General features: G+C 54.1%; 17 protein-coding genes and 1 pseudogene. 15 read left to right on the top strand and 3 right to left on the bottom strand.

What is annotated here, in order from left to right; translation table 11 throughout:
* Positions 1-33 precede the first annotated feature (33 nt).
* The 3 genes from fliT to fliD are packed head-to-tail and all read right to left on the bottom strand — an operon-like array spanning position 34 to position 2231.
* Positions 34-387: a flagella biosynthesis regulatory protein FliT gene (fliT, locus tag FCN45_RS11730; RefSeq protein ID WP_137386034.1), complete on the bottom strand. Its 354-nt coding sequence runs from the start codon at positions 385-387 to the stop codon at positions 34-36.
* Positions 387-794 carry a flagellar export chaperone FliS gene (gene fliS / locus FCN45_RS11725; RefSeq protein ID WP_137386033.1) on the bottom strand — a complete coding sequence of 136 codons (408 nt, stop codon included), beginning with the start codon at positions 792-794 and terminating at the stop codon, positions 387-389. Before fliS ends, fliT begins: the two co-directional genes overlap by 1 nt.
* A gap of 12 nt (positions 795-806) precedes the next feature.
* On the bottom strand, positions 807-2231 hold the full coding sequence (fliD, locus tag FCN45_RS11720; RefSeq protein WP_137386032.1) for a flagellar filament capping protein FliD: 1425 nt from the start codon (positions 2229-2231) through the stop codon (positions 807-809).
* A gap of 338 nt (positions 2232-2569) precedes the next feature.
* On the opposite strand from fliD, the gene FCN45_RS11715 reads away from it, so the two are divergent.
* From FCN45_RS11715 to FCN45_RS11645, 15 genes and pseudogenes are all read left to right on the top strand, one after another.
* Entirely contained in the window at positions 2570-4282 is a 1713-nt protein-coding gene (locus FCN45_RS11715; RefSeq protein WP_137386031.1) for a FliC/FljB family flagellin, read from the top strand.
* 62 nt (positions 4283-4344) lie between these two features.
* Positions 4345-5304, top strand: coding sequence for an HNH endonuclease signature motif containing protein (locus FCN45_RS11710; protein WP_137386030.1), 960 nt, complete (start codon positions 4345-4347; stop codon positions 5302-5304).
* 83 nt (positions 5305-5387) lie between these two features.
* Complete coding sequence (locus tag FCN45_RS11705; protein ID WP_137386029.1) at positions 5388-5753, top strand: cell envelope integrity TolA C-terminal domain-containing protein; 366 nt, start codon at positions 5388-5390, stop codon at positions 5751-5753.
* A 281-nt stretch (positions 5754-6034) separates the two neighbouring features.
* A pseudogene (gene uhpA, locus FCN45_RS11700) lies at positions 6035-6625 on the top strand (transcriptional regulator UhpA).
* The gene (uhpB, locus tag FCN45_RS11695; protein WP_137386028.1) at positions 6625-8121 is read left to right on the top strand and encodes a signal transduction histidine-protein kinase/phosphatase UhpB; all 1497 of its coding nucleotides are present in this window, start codon (positions 6625-6627) and stop codon (positions 8119-8121) included. The pseudogene uhpA and the gene uhpB overlap by 1 nt, the downstream one beginning before the upstream one ends.
* A 10-nt stretch (positions 8122-8131) precedes the next feature.
* A complete protein-coding gene (locus FCN45_RS11690) occupies positions 8132-9460 on the top strand; it encodes an MFS transporter (RefSeq protein ID WP_137386887.1) in 1329 nt (442 codons plus the stop codon).
* Between the two features lie 137 nt (positions 9461-9597).
* The gene (gene uhpT / locus FCN45_RS11685) at positions 9598-10989 is read left to right on the top strand and encodes a hexose-6-phosphate:phosphate antiporter (RefSeq protein ID WP_110866402.1); all 1392 of its coding nucleotides are present in this window, start codon (positions 9598-9600) and stop codon (positions 10987-10989) included.
* A 210-nt stretch (positions 10990-11199) separates the two neighbouring features.
* Positions 11200-12168 (top strand): HNH endonuclease signature motif containing protein, encoded by a 969-nt coding sequence (locus FCN45_RS11680; RefSeq protein ID WP_101764045.1) that lies wholly within the window; start codon positions 11200-11202, stop codon positions 12166-12168.
* A 143-nt stretch (positions 12169-12311) separates the two neighbouring features.
* Complete coding sequence (locus tag FCN45_RS11675) at positions 12312-13034, top strand: RNA polymerase sigma factor FliA (protein ID WP_007891379.1); 723 nt, start codon at positions 12312-12314, stop codon at positions 13032-13034.
* Positions 13035-13085: 51 nt separating this feature from the next.
* On the top strand, positions 13086-13589 hold the full coding sequence (gene fliZ / locus FCN45_RS11670; RefSeq protein ID WP_007891377.1) for a flagella biosynthesis regulatory protein FliZ: 504 nt from the start codon (positions 13086-13088) through the stop codon (positions 13587-13589).
* Between the two features lie 131 nt (positions 13590-13720).
* Positions 13721-14707: a D-cysteine desulfhydrase gene (locus FCN45_RS11665; protein ID WP_137386027.1), complete on the top strand. Its 987-nt coding sequence runs from the start codon at positions 13721-13723 to the stop codon at positions 14705-14707.
* A gap of 105 nt (positions 14708-14812) precedes the next feature.
* A complete protein-coding gene (tcyJ, locus tag FCN45_RS11660) occupies positions 14813-15613 on the top strand; it encodes a cystine ABC transporter substrate-binding protein (RefSeq protein WP_101764047.1) in 801 nt (266 codons plus the stop codon).
* Complete coding sequence (gene tcyL / locus FCN45_RS11655) at positions 15613-16281, top strand: cystine ABC transporter permease (protein WP_064739084.1); 669 nt, start codon at positions 15613-15615, stop codon at positions 16279-16281. The genes tcyJ and tcyL overlap by 1 nt, the downstream gene beginning before the upstream one ends.
* Positions 16278-17030, top strand: a complete 753-nt coding sequence (tcyN, locus tag FCN45_RS11650) for an L-cystine ABC transporter ATP-binding protein TcyN (protein ID WP_064739083.1) — start codon at positions 16278-16280, stop codon at positions 17028-17030. The genes tcyL and tcyN overlap by 4 nt, the downstream gene beginning before the upstream one ends.
* A 236-nt stretch (positions 17031-17266) precedes the next feature.
* Positions 17267-18355 carry an acyltransferase family protein gene (locus FCN45_RS11645; protein ID WP_137386026.1) on the top strand — a complete coding sequence of 363 codons (1089 nt, stop codon included), beginning with the start codon at positions 17267-17269 and terminating at the stop codon, positions 18353-18355.
* Positions 18356-18559: the final 204 nt, after the last annotated feature.

The following is an 18559-nucleotide window of genomic DNA, read 5'->3' as shown; positions in this document are numbered from 1 at the left end:
CCGGGGTGAGGGCATCAGCGCGCAGAATCCGAATCAACCCTGCGGCAAATACACATTACCTTGCTTGCCATACGCGCTCATCACCGATTTCTGCATCGATGACTGGCCCACCAGCTGCGTCAATTCGTCCATACGCAACTGCAGCAGACGTTTCACTTCACTCTCATTATCGAGAATATGGCGTAACACCGGACGCAGCTGCTCTTGCAGCTGGCGCGACGGTGCGGCGGCTTCGGTTGTTTGCGCCAGTCTTTGCACCGCACTGACATAGTCCACTTCCTTGGTAATCAAATCATCCCATTCGCCGTCTGCTGCCAAACGCAGCATTCCGTGGCTGAGGTCGAGTAACTGTTGGTAAACGGTAATCAGTGGCGGTGCAATATTCATTAAACGGCGTCCTGAAGGTGTTGAGGTTGTACGACTTCTTTCCAGGCATCAGCGATATTGCGCAGAAGACCTTCAACTTCTTCGAGGGCTTCGACATCATTACGCAGATTAGCCTGAACCAGACGGCGAACCATGTAGGAGTAGAGTCCTAACAGGTTATCGGTCAGGTCATCGCCTGATTGCTCATCGAGGCCCTGCTTGAGTCCGCCCTCGATGATGTTAATGGCCTTGGAAATCGAGTTACCTTTTCCCTGGATATTGTTGTCCTGCATAAACAGGCGGGCGCGGACCAGTGCGCTGATCGCACCGTCAAACAGCAGCGTAACCAGCTGTTGTTGATTGGCGCTCATCACTGAGCTTTCCACCCCGATTTTTGCGTAGGCTTGTGTGCCTGTAGCGCTGTACATGGTCACTCCTTACTATTTAGAACTGCTGCTCGAAGTCATGCTATCGAACTGCTGTGTCAGGTAATCGCTGGTGCTGTTCAGCGAGCTCATGGTGACGTCGAGTTGCGTGAACTGCGTCTTATAACGCGCAATAAGGGCGTTGATACGCGTGTTCATGTTGTTGTACTGCTCAGTCAGGTTATTCAGCGTCTTGCTGACGCCATCTTTCGCTGACTGAATGCTGCCGGTAGATGACAGCCAGCTGGTCAGGTTAGTCGCCAGTTTGGTGGTGATACCGGTGGTTTTACCGTCACCCACAATCATCTCTTTCACGCCCGCCGGATCTTTGGTCAGCTCGGTTTTCAGCTTGTCGGAATCCAGCGACAACTCACCGGTGGTCGGGTCGGTGGTGATACCGATTTGCGCCAGCGTTTTGTAGGTTGAAGAGCTAGCCGTGTTGGTCAGCAAACTTTTAATCTGGGTTTGAATACCGCGCAGCGTGCTATCGCCAACTAGCGCACCGTTGCTGGAATCTTGTGTATCTGAGCCGACATCCACAGCGGTGTATTTAGTCAGGCTGGTGAACTGATCCAGCAGATTGTTGTAGGCATCCACAAAGTTGGAAATTGCGGTGGAGGCTTTAGAGGTATCTTGCGTGATGGTCAACGTCTGATTACCGCTGGTGACATCATTCAGATTCAGCGTAATCCCTTCCAGCGCATCGCTAATGGTGTTGGTGCTGCTGGTGATGGCGACGTTATTGACCGTTAACTCGGCATCTTGCGCGGCGACGCTGACGTCCAGCGGGTTGTCGGCATCGGTTTTAGTTGAATCAAAGCCGACAATGCCTTGCAGCGTGTCATCGCCAGTCACGGTAACGGAAGAAACCGCATTGGCCTCTCCGGTTTTCGACGCGGTCAGCGACAGACGATAAGCGCCATCACCGGTTTTGATAATACTGGCGCTGACACCGGCATTGGCACCGTTAATCGCGTCACGCATGCCGGTCAGCGAGGTTTGATCGCTGGTCAGCGTAATGTCTTTGCTGGTGCCGTCGGCCAGTTTAATCGACAGCGTGCGGCTGGCATCCGAGCTGCCCAGCGCAGTGGTGTTGCTGGTCTGTACGCCCGAAGTCAGCGTCTGTGCCTGCGCCAGCTGCGTCACGCTAATGCTGTATTTCCCGGCGATGGTGCTGCCAGATGTGGTGGCGCTGAATGCAGTGGTGCTGCTGGCTGCGCTGGTTGCGGTGAACAAATCCGCGCTGTTTAATGCCGTGTTGGCGGTTTGGAAGGTGGTTAACGCGCTGGACAAAGTGCCGTAAGCGCTCAGCTTCGCGGTATAGGCGCTCTGCTGATTAGAGATAGGTGTAAGAGAGGCTTTCTCAGCCGTACTCAAGTTATCCAGGATGGTACTTAAATCGAGGCCTGAACCGATACCGAGGGTAGAAATGGTGGTCATTTTGTTTCCTTTCTATGTCGACACGGAGAATCAATACCGCGGGTTATCGGCTCTTTATGGGCAAAGTTTAGAATTATTTACCGGCGGGTAATAAAGCGAATAGCGTATATAGAGAAGGGTATTTCGGACGCTAGAAAAATGATCAAGTTGGTCTAAAGAACTCTTCGGGTAGGGCGATAAAGATAAGCGTGACAGGTTGAAGGGAAAAATTTTCACCTGGTCCTAAAAAAAATCTAAAGGTTGTTTAAGGGCAGACGATAACAACATTGACGGCGCTGAAGCCGGCGGGTTGAAGCCCACACCTTAACCGAAAGACTTGATTAACAGGAATAATTATCATGGCCCAAGTCATTAATACCAACAGCCTCTCGCTGATCACTCAGAACAACATCAACAAGAACCAGTCTGCTCTGTCTACCTCTATCGAGCGTCTGTCTTCTGGTCTTCGTATTAACAGCGCTAAAGATGACGCAGCGGGCCAGGCAATTGCTAACCGCTTCCAGTCTAACATCACCGGCCTGACTCAGGCTGCGCGTAACGCCAACGACGGTATCTCTGCTGCGCAGACGACTGAAGGCGCGCTGTCAGAAATCAACAACAACTTACAACGTGTTCGTGAACTGACCGTACAGTCTCAGAACGGCACCAACAGCCAGTCTGACCTGGACTCAATTCAGGACGAAATCAAATCACGTCTGGACGAAATTGACCGCGTATCAGGTCAGACTCAGTTCAACGGCGTGAACGTACTGTCTAAAGACGGCTCCCTGAAAATTCAGGTTGGCGCGAACGATGGCCAGACCATCTCTATCGACCTGAAGAAGATTGACTCTTCTACTCTGGGTCTGAACGGCTTCAACGTAAATGGTTCAGGTACTATTGCTAACAAAGCGGCAACTATTAGCGACCTGTCTGCTGCTGGCGCAAACGTAACTGGTGCAGGCCCATATGCTGTAACCACCACCAACGCTGCTCTTACTGCTAGTGATGCACTTTCTCGCCTGAAAACTGGTGATACTGTTGTTACTACAGGTACAGATGCTGCAACTTATACCTACGATGCTACCAAAGGTAACTTCACCACAACTGCGACTGTGGATGATGCTGACGTTACTACCTTTGCAAATACTCTGAAACCAGCTGCTGGTTCAACAGCTTCAGGTGTTTATACTCGTAGCTCTGGTAGCGTTAACTTCGATGTTGATGCCAACGGTAAAGTAACTATCGGCGGCCAGGATGCATTCCTGACCACTGATGGTAACTTAACTACTAACAATGCTGGCGGTGCAGCTTCAGCTACATTGGCTAACATGTTCCAAAATGGTAGTGATGTTGCTGAGGCAGGTTCAATCAAGCTGAGCGGCACAACTTATAACTTCGCTGCTGGTGCTGACTCTGGCCTGACTTACACCAAAACTGTAAGCTCTGATGCAGTACTGAGTGCTGTTAACTCTGCTGCTACTGCAAATACCGCAGTGACTGGTGCAACCATTAACTACAACAGCGGTGTGCAGACTTTCGCATCAACCTTTGGTGGCGCAAACACCAACGGTGCCGGTAACGCGTTGAATACCTATGTTGATGGTGACAAAGAACTGACTACTACAGCTTCTTACACTATCAATTATAACGTTGATAAAGATACCGGTACCGTGACTGTCGCTTCAAATGGAGCTGGCGCTACAGGTAAATATGCTGCTGATGTAGGTTCACAAGCTTACGTTAACTCTGCTGGTAAACTGACTACTGAAACCACTAGCGCCGGCACTGCAACTACCGATCCACTGGCCGCTCTGGACTCAGCTATCAGCAGCATCGATAAGTTCCGTTCAAGCCTGGGTGCGATTCAGAACCGTCTGGATTCAGCGGTAACTAACCTGAACAACACCACCACTAACCTGTCTGAAGCACAGTCTCGTATTCAGGATGCTGACTACGCCACTGAAGTTTCAAACATGTCTAAAGCACAGATCATCCAGCAGGCGGGTAACTCAGTGTTGGCGAAAGCTAACCAGGTTCCACAGCAGGTTCTGTCTCTGCTGCAGGGCTAATCGCTCTAAGCTCCTTGCTTATCAAACCCCGCTTCGGCGGGGTTTTTTTTGGAGAGAATACAATGACTAAACTTCTGATCCCACATGTTGGTGAATTACTCACTTTTAAGGAGATTGATGATAAGTATCGTCAGGATATTAAGGACCAAACGGGCTTGCAGAATAGCGGGTTTCTCAGGCCCAACGGCAGACACAAATTACCTCGTGCCATTTTCGCGGAAGCTTCGCTGAACGGTGACATTGATGAACTGTTATTTGTTGGTGATGGTAAAGGTAACTATAGAACGAACTTTGTAAATCTTCTCACTAACAAAAAGAGTATTTGGGTTTTTCGCCGAACAAATTCACGGCAAAATAAATGGCGGGTTGCTGGCGAAGCCAGAGTGGAAGCATTATTAAAACCCGATGATGGTGAATTAAAGAAACTCTTAAAGAAAATAGGCCATAAGTTGATCGAACAAGATCAAGGCTGGCAGCTTATAAATGCGCAGGGCGAACCGCAGTTTAGTGCCGCCCGAGATTTCACTTATGCAGTGAAACTTATCTATAACCAACAGGTTGAAATGCCTGAAGAGGGGGATAGTGAGGATATTGGCAGACGGATTGAGCGTGAAGTTTTGGTAAGAATGGATCAGCAAAAGCTTCGGAACACATTACTCAACTATTATCCAGGCTGTGTGGTCACTGGGTTACCCCATAATAAACAAGCAGCCTCCTGGCTTGAAGCTGCGCACATCGTAGATGATAAAAATAACGACAAACATTTCCGTCACAATGGTCTGGACAATGGCTTGCTGCTGCGCAGTGATCTGCACCGCTTATTTGATGCAAAAATTCTCACCATTAATCCTGACAATGGTACGGTTGAACTGTTAACCCATGATGCCGCATTACTGAAAACATATAAAAAAATTAACGGTAGAATCTGTAAAAATTGGGATGAAATTAAATGTTTCGCCAAAATACCGTTTTTGAAGCGACACTATCTCGCTTGTCATGATAAATTTAAGAATTTGAGTTAAAGTTCATCCTTCTTTACTTGATAACTGTATATAAATAATATGCAGCTATAGTTGTTTTAAATAACTGTCACAGGACGTGATGTATGCGCATTCTTATTTTCGTAGTTCTGCTGTTGTCCGGTTGTGCCGCACCTAAACATCCACGTAATCATGTTAACGTTCCGCCGCCGCCAGTGGTGACCGATCTCCACAGCTATATCGTCGGAATCAACTATGCCATCACGACGCAGTTATTTGATGCCGATACCTACGCAGGCAAAACCTGTGATGTGCGACTTGATTTAGACGAGAAAGGACAACTGACGGGCTTGCATGTTCTAACCGGCGATCCCAGCTTATGCACGGCTGCCTCGGATGCCGTCAGAAATGCCAAATTACCGGCACCGCCGTCGCAAGAGATAAACAAGATGCTCATGCATCCGGTATTACATTTCGCGCCAGAGAAATAATCGGTCGTCATTTATGGTGATGCTGCCTACCGTGCGTCCGTTTGCACAAAGCCAAGTGCCGCGACAATTCCCAGCAGCATCCCAACGAGAAAGAGCTCACAGCACGCGGGTTGCTGAGCCCGTCGACCAAGCGGTTCTCTGCTTTTGGGCGCAACGCTCAAGTACGCAAAGAAGGGGGCAACGAATTGCGTGACCCAAACCCGCCACCGCCACCCATTCCCCTTGAAGCTTCCCCCGCTTATCGCTAAGGTAAGCGCGTTTTTTCACCGCCAGGAAACCTCATGACCACCATCGCGCTCATCGACGACCATGTGATCGTCCGTTCGGGTTTTGCCCAATTGTTGGGGCTGGAACCGGATTTCCAGGTTGTTGCCGAATGCGGTTCCGGGCGGTAAGCGCTCAACCAGTTACCAGGTCGTGGCGTGCAGGTGTGCATCTGCGATATCTCAATGCCGGATATTTCCGGGCTCGCGTTATTGAGCCAACTGCCGAAAGGTATGGCGACCATCATGTTGTCAGTGCACGACAGTCCGGCGCTGGTGGAGCAGGCGTTGAATGCGGGCGCGCGTGGATTCCTCTCTAAACGTTGCAGCCCCGATGAACTGATCGCCGCGGTGCATACCGTGGCCAAAGGCGGCTGCTATCTGACGCCCGATATTGCTATGAAGCTCGCCTCCGGACGTCAGGACCCGCTCACCAAACGCGAACGGCAGGTGGCGGAAAAACTGGCGCAAGGTTTAGCGGTAAAAGAGATCGCGGCCGAACTGGGCCTGTCGCCAAAAACCGTTCACGTTCATCGCGCCAATTTGCTGGAAAAGCTCAACGTCAGTAACGACGTTGAACTGGCGCGCCGCATGTTTGATGGCTGGTAATGCAGCCACTCTTTTCGCGGCTGATTGCCGTCATCGCCAGTTTTTGTATCTTCTCTGCCGCGTGGTTTTGCCTGTGGAGCATCAGCCTGCATCTGGCGGATCGTCCTGAGCTGGCGGTGTTGCTGTTTCCCTTTGGCCTGCGCCTTGGACTGATGTTGCAGTGCCCGCGCGCCTACTGGCCGGTGCTGCTCGGTGCCGAGTGGTTGCTGCTTTATTGGCTGTCGCGCGAAGTGGCGCTGGCGCATCTGCCGCTGCTGATGCTGGGCAGCGTGCTGACGCTGCTGCCGGTGGCGCTGATCTCCCGTTATCGTCATCAACGCGACTGGCACACCTTGCTATGGCAGGGCGGTGCGATGGTGTGCGCGGCGCTGCTGCAGGCGTTGCCGTGGATCGCAGAACCCGTCGCGCTGAATGCGGTGCTGCTCACACTCACCGGCGCGCTGACCGTGGCACCAACCTGTTTGGTGATCTGGCATTATCTCACCAGCACGCGCTGGCAGCCGCTCGGCCCGTCGCTGGTCGGTCAGCCGGTCAACTGGCGCGTACGCCATCTGTTTGGTTATGTGCTGCTGTTTATGGTCAGTTTGTGGTTGCAGCTGGGTCTGCCCGCAGAGCTGTCGCGCTTCACACCGTTTTGTCTGGCGTTGCCGATTATTGCGCTGGCGTGGCATTACGGCTGGCAGGGCGCGCTGATCGCCACACTGATGAACGCCATCGCGCTGATCGCCAGCCAGACCTGGCACGATCACGCGGTCGATCTGCTGCTCTCCCTGCTGGCGCAAAGCCTGACCGGGCTGCTGCTGGGCGCGGGTATTCAGCGTTTACGTGAACTCAATCAGTCGCTGCAAACCGAATTGGTGCGCAATCGCCGTCTGACGGAGCGCCTGCTGGAGACCGAAGAGAGCGTCAGACGCGAAGTGGCGCGCGAGCTGCACGATGATATCGGCCAGACCATCACCGCGATTCGCACCCAGGCCGGGATCATGCAGCGCATCAGCCCGGAAAGTGGCGTGAAGCAGAGCGGCATGTTGATTGAGCAGCTGTCGCTGGGCATTTACGATTCGGTGCGCCGTTTGCTGGGACGCTTGCGTCCGCGCCAGTTGGACGATCTTTCGCTCGAGCAGGCAATCCGTTCGCTGATGCGGGAAATGGAGCTGGAAGGGCACGGCATCATCAGCCACCTCGACTGGCAGATTGATGAAGCGCGACTGAGTGAAGCGCAGCGCGTCACGCTGTTTCGCGTTTGTCAGGAAGGACTCAACAACGTGGTGAAACACGCCAGCGCCCGTGCGGTGACGCTGCAAGGCACATTGCAGGACGAGCGGTTGCAGCTGGTGATTGAAGACGACGGCTGCGGCTTACCGCTGGGTTCCCCGCAGCACGGTTTTGGCCTTGCCGGCATGCGCGAACGCGTGACGGCACTCGGCGGCTCGCTGGGGATCTCCTGTACCCACGGCACGCGCGTTAACGTCACGTTACCGTTGCGCAAGGGGTAAGCAAAAGATGATGTTCAGATTTCTCAAAGCGCCCGCCAGCGCCCAGCCGATCAGCGATAAAGCAGCCATTGATGCGCGCTATCGCTACTGGCGGCGCCATATCATGATCACCATCTGGCTCGGCTATGCGCTGTTCTATTTCACCCGTAAAAGCTTCAACGCCGCGTCGCCGGAAATTCTGGCGGCGGGCGTGATGACGCGAACCGACATCGGCCTGCTGGCGACGCTGTTTTACATCACTTACGGCCTGTCGAAGTTTTTCTCTGGCATCGTCAGCGACCGCTCTAACGCGCGCTACTTCATGGGCATCGGGCTGATAGCGACAGGCGTGGTGAATATTCTGTTTGGCTTCTCCACATCGCTGTGGGCTTTCGCCGTGTTGTGGGTGTTAAATGCCTTTTTCCAGGGATGGGGATCGCCGGTCTGTGCGCGTCTGCTAACCAGCTGGTTTTCTCGCACCGAACGCGGCGGCTGGTGGGCGCTGTGGAACACAGCACAGAACGTTGGCGGTGCGCTGATCCCGATGATCGTCGGTGCCGCCGCGCTGCACTATGGCTGGCGCGCCGGCATGATGATCGCGGGCGGACTGGCGATTGTCGCCGGTATTTTTCTCTGCTGGCGCCTGCGCGATCGCCCGCAAACCGTGGGTTTACCGCCGGTCGGTGACTGGCGCCACGATGCGCTGGAGATCGCCCAGCAGCAAGAGGGCGCAGGGCTGAGTCACAAACAGATCCTTGCCAAATATGTGCTGCTCAACCCTTACATCTGGCTGCTGTCGTTGTGTTACGTGCTGGTTTACGTGGTGCGTGCCGCGATTAACGACTGGGGCAATCTCTATATGTCCGAGACGCTGGGCGTGAATCTGGTGACGGCCAACTCGGCGGTGACCATGTTTGAACTCGGTGGCTTCGGTGGCGCGTTAGTGGCGGGATGGGGATCGGATAAATTGTTCAACGGCAATCGTGGCCCGATGAACCTGATCTTTGCCGCCGGCATTTTACTGTCAGTGGGATCGCTGTGGCTGATGCCGTTTGCCAGCTACGTGATGCAGGCTGCGTGTTTCTTTACCATCGGCTTTTTTGTCTTCGGGCCGCAGATGTTGATTGGCATGGCGGCGGCGGAGTGTTCGCATAAAGACGCGGCGGGCGCGGCGACCGGCTTTGTTGGCCTGTTTGCCTATCTGGGCGCATCGCTCTCCGGCTGGCCGCTGGCGCGGGTGATCGATGTCTGGCACTGGAACGGTTTCTTTGCGGTCATCGCCTGCGCGGCGGGCATATCGGCCTTGCTGCTGCTGCCGTTCCTGCATGCTCAAACGCCGCGCCAGCGCGAGGAAGTGTGATGCATCCCCGCTTTATATCCTTACATCGACAAAACTAAGAAATTTTCCCGGTTGCGCCGGGCGGTTGTCTCAGGCCGAAACCGCTGCTGATTTTTACAATGCCTGCCATCACGCAGGTCATTAATCAGGAGCACTCCATGCTGGCTTTCTTAAATCAGGTGCGCAAGCCGACCCTGAATCTGTCGCTCGAAGAGCGGCGCAAGATGTGGTTCAAACCCTTTATGCAGTCCTATCTGGTGGTCTTTATCGGCTACCTGACCATGTACCTGATCCGCAAAAACTTCAACATTGCGCAGAACGACATGATCACCACCTACGGACTCAGCATGACCCAGTTGGGGATGATTGGCCTCGGCTTCTCCATCACCTACGGCGTCGGTAAAACGCTGGTCTCCTATTACGCCGATGGGAAAAATACCAAGCAGTTCCTGCCGTTTATGCTGATCCTCTCGGCCATCTGCATGCTGGGCTTCAGCGCCAGCATGGGCGCGGGCTCGGTGAGTTTGTTCCTGATGATCGCGTTTTATGCGCTGAGCGGCTTCTTCCAAAGTACCGGCGGATCCTGTAGCTACTCCACCATCACCAAATGGACGCCGCGCCGGAAACGCGGCAGCTATCTGGGGATGTGGAATATTTCGCACAACCTGGGCGGCGCAGGTGCAGCGGGTGTGGCGCTGTTTGGTGCCAATTATCTGTTCGATGGGCATGTGGTCGGCATGTTTGTGTTCCCGTCACTGATCGCGCTGGTGGTCGGTTTTATCGGTCTGCGCTACGGCAGCGATTCACCCGAATCTTACGGTCTGGGTAAAGCTGAGGAACTGTTTGGCGAAGAGATCAGCGAAGAGGATAAAGAGACCGAAGATCAGGCGATGACCAAATGGCAGATCTTTGTCGAGTACGTGCTGAAAAACAAAGTGATTTGGCTGCTGTGCTTCGCCAACATCTTCCTGTACGTGGTGCGCATTGGTATCGATCAGTGGTCGACGGTGTATGCCTTCCAGGAATTAAAACTGTCAAAAGAGGTGGCGATTCAGGGCTTCACGCTGTTTGAAGTCGGTGCGTTAGTCGGCACGCTGCTGTGGGGCTGGTTGTCGGATCTGGCGAATGGTCGTCGTGCGCTGGTGGCATGCGTGGCGCTGGCGTTGATTATCGCCACGCTTGGTATCTATCAACATGCCAGCAATCAGTATGTTTATCTGGCGTCGCTGTTTGCTCTGGGCTTCCTGGTGTTTGGTCCGCAACTGTTAATTGGCGTTGCCGCTGTCGGCTTTGTGCCGAAAAAAGCTATTGGCGCTGCCGATGGCATCAAAGGCACCTTTGCTTACCTGATTGGTGACAGCTTCGCCAAGTTAGGCTTGGGAATGATCGCCGATGGCACGCCCATCTTTGGCTTAACCGGTTGGGCCGGGACCTTTGCGGCGCTGGATGCCGCCGCGATTGGCTGTATAGCCTTAATGGCGATGGTGGCGGTATTTGAAGAGCGTAAGATTCGCCGTGAAAAGCGTCTGCAACGGTTGAAAGCAGCATGATGTCTAGCCCCGGTTTTCACCGGGGCTTATTCGGGCGATAAATCCTGCTGACCTAAAACAAATTCATACGCAGGGGAATGGACGATTTTAGCTGCTGCACTACTTCCTCAGAAAAGTAACCACCTTGTTACAGTCCTCGCGCAGATTGCCGATAACTCCCCTCAGAATCATTCCAATTTTTGAACCACATTTTCCGTTTCTGGGGTGTCTATGCGCTTCAATTATGACTTGTTACCGGGTGAGCTACTGACCTTTGAAGAGATTGCCCTGCGCTACACGCAGCAGCATCCCGACGAGAAAGAGCTTACCGCACGCGGGTTGCTGAGCCCGTCGACCAGCTTTCGCAATTTGGTGATCCGCGCGCTGTTCGCGCAGGAGGAGATCAACAGCCCGATCGAGGATCTGCTGTTTGTCTCGGACGACAACGAGCGCAAAAATTATCTGCGTCGCTTTGAGCATTACCTGAAAAACCAGCAGGCGTTTCTCTACTTCCGGCGCAACGACGAAGCGCGCAAAGAAGGGCGCTGGAAAGTGGTCGGCGAAACCCAGGTGTTTGCCATGCTCGATCCCAATTCGGCAGCGGCGCAGAATCTGCTCAACAGCCGGGGCTTTAAGCTGGTGCTGATGCGGCAGACCGAAGAGGATGAATATTGGCAGCTGTTCGATGCGCAGGCGCATCCGTGCTTCCCGCTGTCGCGCAAAATCCAGTTTCTGGTGGTGTTGAGCACGCCGCAATACAAAGTGCCGAGCGGCGTGATGCCCGGCACCGAAGTCGGACGCCGCGTGAAAGCCAAAGTGCTGCAGCGCTCCAGCCAGGCGGAGTTTACCTCGGCGGTAAAAGCGCGCTACGGCGCCTGCATTATCACCGGCACGCAGCTGACCGAACGTCACAGCTGGCCGTGGGTGGAAGCCTGTTACATCGACACGCAAGAGAACGAAGAGGGCTTTCTGGCGGATAACAGCGCCGATAACGGCTTATTCCTGCGTAGCGACCTGCAGCGGCTGTTTATCAACAAAATGATAAGCATCAACGCGGAAACCGGTCAGGTGCTGTTTAATCCTGCGCTGGAAACTGAAGCGTTGATTACCCCTTTTTATCAGGCACTTGAGGGCAAAGTTTGCGCATTATGGGACGCGGTGCCGCCTGGCACGCGGGAAAGACTGCGTAATTTACGCTAACGCCCGCGCGGATGGCGGTGCGATCCACCGCCATCCATAACAAATTTGAAATAACCTCGCTTTTGCCCGCCTATTCTGCCAATCAAAACCCCTACAGAATTGGATAATCATGCCGATAACTTTACTAACGCAGGGTAGTCAACGTGAACGATCTCTATACCGCCGATGGCGTGATGGATAAACATTCGCTCTGGCAGCGCTACGTTCCTCTGGTGCGGCATGAAGCGCTGCGCCTGCAGGTACGTTTGCCAGCCAGCGTTGAGCTTGACGATCTGCTGCAGGCCGGTGGCATTGGCTTATTAAATGCCGTGGAGCGCTACGATGCGCTACAGGGCACCGCCTTTACCACCTACGCCGTGCAGCGTATCCGGGGAGCAATGCTGGATGAGCTGCGCAGTCGCGACTGGGCACCACGCAGCGTACGCAGAAATGCGCGCGAAGTGGCAGGTGCCATGCATCAGGTAGAACAAGCGTTGGGGCGCTCGGCTACTGAGCAGGAAGTGGCTGAGCGACTGAATGTTTCGCTGGAGGAGTATCGGCAGATTCTGCTCGATACCAACAACAGCCAACTCTTCTCCTACGACGAGTATCGGGAAGAACACGGCGACAGTGCGGAGCTGGTGACGGAGGGGCATGAGGAAGCCAACCCGCTTCATCAGTTGTTGGAAGGAAACCTACGTGACCGCGTGATTGAAGCGATTGAGGCCTTGCCTGAACGTGAAAAACTCGTGCTCACACTGTACTACCAGGAAGAACTGAACCTGAAGGAGATTGGCGCGGTGCTGGAAGTGGGGGAATCCCGCGTCAGTCAACTGCACAGTCAGGCGATCAAACGCCTGCGTGCCCGATTATCGGGGGCGCGCTAACAGTCTCAGTTCCTGGCGATCGAAAAAAACAATAAAACCGGGGACTCAGCAATGGGAGCCAAAGTTAAAGCCAGACCGTTAAGTCGCTATCTTAAAGACTATAAGCACAGCCAAAGCAATTGTTCACACTGTGGCAAAGTTTTAGATCGTATGGCGTTAGTCTTTCGCGGCCAGATCATCAATAAAGAGGCCATCGCACGCATGGACCAAATGATTGACGATCAGGTGTGGATGAAACTCCAGCCAGAATTGACCGCCTTGTGTCGTTTCTGCAGCGATATATTTTGTAATACCCATCCGAATTACTTCGACATTATGGCGTTTAAGCAATACCTGTTTGAGCAGACCGAGATGAGCCACAGTACCATACGTGAGTATGTGGTTCGTTTGCGTCGGCTTGATGACATGCTGAAGGCGAAAAATTTCCCGGCCGATCGTTTACGGGGCAATAGCTGGCATGAATGTCTGGAGAACGATCTGCCTGATGCGGGCAATAACAATTACCGCATCGCACTGCGTAAATATGACCAGTTTTTAGGCTGGCAGCAGGGCTGAGGGAGATCCCACCCTTGTTGTTGTCGAGCATGACAGCAACAAGGGCAGCACGCGGTGAATTCCGGGTGCGACTTTTCTCATCTTCTGCAACACTGTATGGATAACTGCACATTGCCCGAATGGAGGCTGCATTGTCCTTACATCTTCTGCACCAGTTCCCCCGTCTTGAATTACTCGGTGCACCTACGCCGCTTGAGCATTTGCCCCGGCTTTCTGACTATCTTGGTCGCGATATCTTTATTAAGCGCGATGACTTCACGCCGGTGGCCCTCGGCGGTAACAAACTGCGTAAACTCGAATTCCTGGCTGCGGATGCGCTGCGCGAGGGCGCGGATGTGCTGCTGACGGCGGGCGCCATTCAATCTAACCATGTGCGTCAAACCGCCGCCGTGGCGGCGAAGCTCGGCCTGAAGTGCGTGGCGCTGCTGGAAAACCCGATTGGCACCACGTCAGAAAACTACCTCAGCAACGGCAATCGCCTCATGCTCGATTTGATGGATGTGGAAATCGTCATGGTTGATGCGCTGCACAATCCCACTGAACAGCTGGCCGCTCAGGCCGAACACCTCGAAGCGCAGGGATTCCGCCCGTATATTGTACCGGTCGGCGGTTCCAACGCGCTCGGTGCGCTCGGCTACGTTGAGTGTGCGCAGGAGATTGCGCATCAAAGCGAAGGCGTGGTGGATTTTGCCGCGGTGGTGGTCGCTTCCGGCAGCGCCGGCACGCACGCGGGCCTGGCGGTGGGTCTGGAACAGCTGTTGCCCGAAACCGAATTGGTCGGCGTGACCGTGTCGCGCAAAGTTGAGGCGCAGTTGCCGGTGGTGGAGCGCATTCGCAGCGCGCTGGCTGAGCAGCTCGAAGTGCAGGCCAAAGCGCCGATCACCTTGTGGGATGATTACTTCGCGCCGCGTTACGGCGAGCCAAACGATGAGGGCATGGCGGCGGTGAAACTGCTGGCGCGACTGGAAGGCATCATGCTCGATCCGGTCTACACCGGCAAAGCGATGGCGGGATTAATCGATGGCATTGCGCAAAATCGCTTCCGTCGTGAAGGTCCGCTGCTGTTCGTTCATACCGGGGGATCGCCGGCGTTATTTGCTTATCACCCTTCGGTCTGAGACAGAACGTAAAAACGGTTTATAATCCAGCGGTTATTCAAACGGTCGCCGTCGAGGGCGGCCTGACAAAACACACAACAACACATCACAATAAATGGGGTAAACATGACTTTCTCTCCAATTCGTCGCCAAATGGTGATGGGCATGATGGCGGTCGCGCTGGTCGCGGGCGTTAACGTTAAATCCTTCGCCGCAGAAGATTTGCTGGCAAAAGTAAAGAGTAAAGGCGAGCTGCGCGTCGGTCTGGAAGGCACTTATCCGCCGTTCAGCTTCCAGGACGAAAAAGGCCAGTTGACCGGCTTCGAAGTGGAGTTCGCGCAGGCGCTGGCTCAACACCTTGGCGTGAAAGCCGATCTGCGTCCGACCAAATGGGACGGCATGCTGGCGTCGCTGGATTCCAAACGCATCGATGTGGTGATCAATCAGGTCACCATCTCGCCAGAGCGTAAGAAAAAGTATGACTTCTCCACGCCGTACACCATTTCTGGCGTGCAGGCGCTGACGCTGAAGAAAAACGCAGCAACCGTCACCAAGCCAGACGATCTGGCCGGCAAGAAAGTCGGCGTCGGTCTCGGCTCTAACTACGAACAGTGGCTGAAGGATAATGTGCCGAAAGCCGATGTGCGTACCTATGATGATGACCCAACCAAGTATCAGGATCTGCGTTCAGGCCGTTTAGACGCCATTCTGGTTGACCGTTTAGCGGCGCTGGATCTGGTGAAGAAAACCGGCGACACCATGGCGGTAGCAGGCCCGGCCTTCTCCCGTCTGGAATCGGGCGTGGCGCTGCGTAAAGGCAACGACGATCTGCTGAAAGCGATCGACTCCGCCATCGCGGACATGCAGAAAGATGGCTCGCTGAGCAAACTGTCTGAAAAATGGTTCGGCGCGGACGTCACTAAATAATGCAGGAAAGCTTACAACTGGTGCTGGATTCAGCACCATTTTTACTGAAAGGCGCGCTGTTCACGCTGCAGCTGAGTATCGGCGGGATGTTCTTCGGCCTGATACTCGGCTTCGTGCTGGCGCTGATGCGCCTGTCACACTTCTGGCCGATCAACTGGCTGGCACGCATCTACGTGTCGATTTTCCGTGGCACGCCGCTCATCGCCCAACTGTTTATGATCTATTACGGTCTGCCGCAGTTTGGTATCGAGCTGGATCCGATTCCGTCGGCGATGATTGGTCTGTCGCTGAATACCGCCGCTTACGCCTCTGAATCGCTACGTGGTGCGATTGCCGCGATTGAGCGCGGGCAGTGGGAAGCCGCTGCCAGCATCGGCATGACGCCGTGGCAAACGCTGCGTCGCGTGATCCTGCCGCAGGCCGCGCGCACCGCGCTGCCGCCGCTGGGCAACAGCTTTATCAGCCTTGTGAAAGATACCTCGCTGGCCGCCACCATTCAGGTGCCGGAACTGTTCCGTCAGGCGCAGCTGATCACCTCACGGACGCTGGAAGTGTTCACCATGTATCTGGCGGCCTCGCTGATTTACTGGGTGATGGCGACCGTGCTGTCGGCGTTGCAAAATCGCCTCGAAGCGCATGTGAATCGACAGGATCGGGAGGGCAAATGAGTGCAATTGAAGTCCGTCAGCTGGTGAAGCAGTTTCACGGCCAGACGGTGCTGCACGGCATCGATCTCGACGTGGCACCAGGCGAAGTGGTGGCCATTATCGGGCCAAGCGGCTCTGGTAAAACCACGCTGCTGCGCAGTATCAATTTGCTGGAAGTGCCGGAAAGCGGACGTATCAAAGTTGGCGATATTGCCATTGATGCGGCGCTCGGCCTTAACAAGCAGAAGCAGCTGGTGCGCCAGTTGCGTCAGCAGGTTGGCTTTGTGTTCCAAAACTTCAATCTGTTCCCGCACCGCTCGGTGCTGGAGAACATCATTGAAGGGCCGGTGATCGTCAAGGGCGAGCCGAAGGCGGAAGCCATCGCGCGTGCGCGCAGTTTGCTGGAGAAAGTGGGATTGCACGGCAAGGAAGAGAGTTTTCCGCGTCGTCTCTCCGGCGGACAGCAACAGCGTGTGGCGATCGCCCGCGCGCTGGCGATGCGTCCGGAAGTGATTCTGTTTGATGAGCCGACCTCGGCGCTTGATCCTGAGCTGGTGGGCGAGGTGCTCAACACCATTCGCGCGCTGGCGCAGGAGAAACGCACCATGGTGATCGTCACCCATGAGATGAGCTTTGCGCGCGACGTCGCGGATCGCGCCATCTTTATGGATCAGGGACGCATCGTGGAGCAGGGCGCAGCAAAAGCGCTGTTCAGCAATCCGCAGCAGGCGCGTACCCGACAATTTCTCGACAAGTTTCTTAACCAATAATCTCCAGCGTCGCCTGATAAGGGCGACGCTTTTCTTATCTCTCCCGGTATTTTTCTTCTCAGTATTTTCCTAAAGTCAATTCGCCTGACTTTAATAACTTTCTGAATTTTAACGTTTAAATTTCACCAGTATCCTACGCGACTTAGGGTGATTTCTTATTAGGAAAGTCCCGATTGAGACATCTTTGTAAATATAAATAATTCTTTACAAATTCATGGCGCAATTAGGACATAGCAATGACAACTGCCAGGAAAGAGGTCCTGTGGATCAACACGCTCAAAGGGGGCTGCATTTTGATGGTGGTATTACACCATTCCATCATCACCACGTTCGCGCCTTCGCTGCATCATCTCACTGCTGGGCTACTGCCAGCGCACTGGTGGGTGGCGTTTAACACCTATCTGTCGCCGCTGCGCATGCCGGCCTTCTTTTTTGTCTCCGGTTTGCTGGCTGCCAGTTCAATCACCAAAAAGAGCTGGAAAGAGGTGTTCACCAAGAAGTTCAGCAACATCGTCTATCTCTACCTGCTGTGGGGCGTCATTCAGTGGCTGAGCATTCACTACATCTCCACGCACCTCGGGGAGCGGCTCTCCAGCACTAAAAACGCCGCCTATGCGGACACGCCGTTTGAGTTCGTTAAGCTGCTGATGACCTCGATGACGAGCCTGTGGTATCTCTACGCGCTGGCCGGATTCTTCCTGTTCACCAAGCTGTTCCACAAACAGAAGATGGCCTTGATGGCGCTGGCGATTGTCGCGACGTACGCCGCGCAGTTTAGCCTGATTCCCGGCTGGGGACCCGCCAGCGTGGCGCAGAACTATCTCTATTTCCTGCTCGGCGTGTTCTTCAGCCAGGCGTTGATCGAGTTGAGCGAACTGAAGCGTCAGCACTGGTTGATGTTGGGCGGCATTGCGCTGATTGGCCTGCTGCACCATGTCGGCGGCATCTATAAGAATCCGTTCTACAGCTTGCTGACCATTGTGTTTGGCATTGTGCTGTGCCGCTTGCTCAATGAACATTTCAATATGGCGTGGCTTAACTGGATTGGCCGTAACACGCTGCAAATCTACGTGCTGCACCGCATCTTTATTGAGCTGCTGGGGCTGAGTGCGATTGTGCTGGCGGTGCATTATGGCTGGTTTGACCATACCGTGTTTAGCTGGGCATGGGCGCTGCTGATGCCGATTACTGGCGTTGCGTTGTGTACCAGTATTTCGCTGCTGGTGTGGACGCTGCTCAATCGTGGTCCGGGCCGCATGCTGTTTCTCTATCCGCGCCTGCTGCGCAAACCTGCGCTCGAAAGCAAAAGCGCACCGCTGCAATAATTTTGTTGGTCAGGCGCCGCTACATTCCGTAGCGGCGCAATTCATTGCGCGATAAATCGCGCCGCTACGGAATGTGCGGTAATAAATCGCTTAGCACAACGCTAATATTCCTGCTTATCCATTTGGCACATTAAATAAATCCACATTTAGAATTTGAATTTAATCTGGCATAAGAAAGGGTGGATTGTTCTTAATTTCCCTGCG

Source organism: Pantoea sp. SO10 (assembly GCF_005281435.1).
In the GTDB taxonomy this organism is placed as follows: Bacteria; Pseudomonadota; Gammaproteobacteria; order Enterobacterales; family Enterobacteriaceae; genus Pantoea; species Pantoea leporis.
This window is presented reverse-complemented; position numbering and strand designations above follow the sequence as displayed.